At 42.7% G+C, this 2,728-nt stretch carries 4 protein-coding genes; 2 read left to right on the plus strand and 2 right to left on the minus strand.

Features of this window, described 5'->3' with window-relative positions:
• Positions 1 to 200: 200 nt before the first annotated feature.
• Together C7460_RS23340 and C7460_RS23345 are read right to left on the minus strand one after the other, a co-directional pair.
• Positions 201 to 494, minus strand: a complete 294-nt coding sequence (locus C7460_RS23340; RefSeq protein WP_115870552.1) for a Bor/Iss family lipoprotein — start codon at positions 492 to 494, stop codon at positions 201 to 203.
• Between the two features lie 57 nt (positions 495 to 551).
• Positions 552 to 1,025, minus strand: coding sequence for a hypothetical protein (locus C7460_RS23345; RefSeq protein WP_115870553.1), 474 nt, complete (start codon positions 1,023 to 1,025; stop codon positions 552 to 554).
• Between the two features lie 729 nt (positions 1,026 to 1,754).
• Here C7460_RS23345 and C7460_RS23355 point away from each other — a divergent pair.
• Positions 1,755 to 1,973 carry a hypothetical protein gene (locus C7460_RS23355; protein WP_115870555.1) on the plus strand — a complete coding sequence of 73 codons (219 nt, stop codon included), beginning with the start codon at positions 1,755 to 1,757 and terminating at the stop codon, positions 1,971 to 1,973.
• Entirely contained in the window at positions 1,970 to 2,311 is a 342-nt protein-coding gene (locus C7460_RS23360; RefSeq protein ID WP_115870556.1) for a type II toxin-antitoxin system RelE/ParE family toxin, read from the plus strand. Before C7460_RS23355 ends, C7460_RS23360 begins: the two co-directional genes overlap by 4 nt.
• Positions 2,312 to 2,728 lie beyond the last annotated feature (417 nt).

Below are 2,728 nucleotides of genomic sequence, written 5' to 3' on the forward strand. Positions count from 1 at the left end.
TTTGCCTTAAGCTTCCTTTGGATTCCCAATTACTCAGGACACCCTTGCCTTCAGCTAACGATTCCACTCCATCTGGGCTCGTTCGGGACTTGGTTAAAAAAAAACTCAACCTCACCCTAGAGGTAGAGGAAAGTGTGCATGGCACACCAAAAAAAGCCAGCTGAATCAGCTGGCTTTCTAAAAGAAGATCTTAGGACTAATTACTTAGTCACTTTTACAGTTCTTGGCTGGATGGTAACGATACCAGTGAACATACCGATCACACCGTCTCCGAAAGACTGCTGAGTAGTGATGGTGTAGTCAGAAGCACCACCAGCCATCGCTTTAGTGTCTACATTAGAGATAGGCACCAATCCCCAAAGTGCATACCACTGTTTTTTAGCTGTAGTGCTAGTACCCTGAGCACCAGCTCCTACAGTGTGAGTCATGGTGTAGCAAGATGATACACTCAACATGATAAGTAATGCGATTGCAATTGACGATAGTTTTTTCATCGTAATAATGAAGTTAAGTTAAACAATATAAAAATTAGAAAAATACTATTTTAGAAATCACCCTCTGGCAGGCTCTATGCTACCGATAGACGACTCGATCACCGGAGCCAGTTGGTCTACACTAGCGCGCGGCACTACATAGATCACTCCTGTAGAGTCTATTTCGTTTTTCATCCGAACGGCAAAAAACACCATAGTCTCATTCTGATAGACGTCCTGTGAAAAATGAATGGAGTTTTGAACAAATTCACTGCTTTGTGGCCCATTGAAACTGGACAAATCAGGAGTAGGCACACTTAGTAGCATAAAGGAAGAATCCACCGGATTCATAAAAACAGGGGGACCTGATTGTGATTCATTTACTGAAACCCAATTTTTAGGCTTTTTAAATAAAAAACCCTCAGAGGTATAGACCTCTTCCGAAAGAAGTTTTTGATTGACCTGTAAGTAAACACTGTTTTGCTCTTGCACCTGCTGTGAACAGGAGCCAAGCACCCACAGTAAGATGGCGGTAAGTAAGGTTGGCTTCATAGCTAGTATGGCGATACATTATAGGCAATAGGTTCTAGTCATTGCCTGGGTTCTTAATCAGTGCTGCAAATAAATGGATTTTTCAGAAGCATGCAACCGTCTATTACAATTTCTCAGATATTTCTTAAAATGTTAACATTTTGGCCTTATCGACAATGGAAAGGGATGCCGCTGCAGGTGTTGTCACCTACAGCTCCGCAAACAAGCTCTTTTACGACAATCTACTTTTATTTCACATGTTGGTCACAAGACCAACATGGGCGTCGATGGCAATCCGTCAGGGAATTGTCATCGGTAGCTTGTCGAACTATAAGAAAAAACCTTACGATAATTAGGAGTCGAGTCTTATCCTTCGAGACGAGGCGTCCCCCAACTCAGGATGACCCGACTCAAGATGCCTCCGGCAGATACTCCTCCGACGTAGCGAGCTCGGAGAGAAACCTTGCAGGTTTTCAAAACCTCCAAGGTTTACCGGAGCTTGGGGCGTGTTTATTTCGACAATGCCTCTATAAACTCTGGTACTGCCGCTGCAGGTGTTGGCCCCTGCAGCTACGCAAACAAGCTCTTTTAGCATCATCTACTTGAATTTCACATGTTGGTCACAAGACCAACATGGGCGTAGGGTGAGATTGGTTGTCTCTTTCTTGGTAGTAATAAACCCTTGGAGGTGAATCAGCTACGCTAAATGCTCACAGAATCGTTACTTTTACAGAAGAAATCAGAACACGTATGGACATCCAAACAGAAAAGTACGCATTGATCGAGTACATCACACAAATTAAGGACATGTCGTTGGTTGATAAACTCAAGCAGTTTGTAAAAGCCAATGAACAAGACTTTTGGGATGATCTAACTGAATCACAAAGAAAGGAAATTAGGCAGGGTATTGATCAACTGGACAGAGGAGAAAAGTTCGATTATGAGGATGTGATGGCTAAACATCGATGAAAGGAAGAAGAGTAGTATTATCTCCTACAACCAAATCGAAATTGGGCGATTTACTAGAGTTCCTAGAAGATAAATGGTCTGCAAAAGTAAAAAATGACTTCATCAAGAAGCTAGATAAGAGCATACTCCAAATCTCCCATTACCCTCAGAGTTGCCCAGAATCGGTAGAAGTAAAAGGGCTTTACAAATGCGTTGTTACCAAACAAAACAGTCTATTCTATCGGGTTAGTCCAGATGAGATTGAAATTATCACCTTGTTTGATACCCGACAGGACCCTTCTAAAATAGCAGCACTCCGCTCCTCCTCCGCTACTACACCAAAAAAACCAAAACGCTAACCCAATAGCCAATTTAGACTAATTAAACCTTTATCAGTGCATTATGGCCGCTGCAGGTGTTGTCACCTGTAACTATGCAAACAAGGACTATCTGACATGCTGATGCTCGCTCATTTACGATAACCTACTTGTATTTCACATGTTGGTCACAAGACCAACATGGGCGTGACCAACAAGGTAGCACTCCATCAAGGTTTTGTCATGGTAAACCCTCCTCAGACGTAGCGAGCTCGGAGAGAAACCTTGGAGGTTTTGGAAACCTCCAAGGTTAATTGGCGTTGCGGTTGAGATTTATGGAAAGGAGGTGTCTGACCTTTCGACAAGCTACCGATGACGTATTTTTCTACGCACTAACTGTAAGCTGGTATCCAAGCTTTTTGGCAGTTTTTTGCAGCCACCTTTCTTGCTGTAATTTTA

This window comes from Marinoscillum furvescens DSM 4134 (genome assembly GCF_003386095.1).
Classification (GTDB): domain Bacteria; phylum Bacteroidota; class Bacteroidia; order Cytophagales; family Cyclobacteriaceae; genus Marinoscillum; species Marinoscillum furvescens.

Coding starts and splice junctions, on each gene's coding strand:
- C7460_RS23340 (WP_115870552.1), bottom strand. CDS start 494: ATGAAAAAACTATCGTCAATTGCAATCGCATTACTTATCATGTTGAGT.
- C7460_RS23345 (WP_115870553.1), bottom strand. CDS start 1,025: ATGAAGCCAACCTTACTTACCGCCATCTTACTGTGGGTGCTTGGCTCC.
- C7460_RS23355 (WP_115870555.1), top strand. CDS start 1,755: ATGGACATCCAAACAGAAAAGTACGCATTGATCGAGTACATCACACAA.
- C7460_RS23360 (WP_115870556.1), top strand. CDS start 1,970: ATGAAAGGAAGAAGAGTAGTATTATCTCCTACAACCAAATCGAAATTG.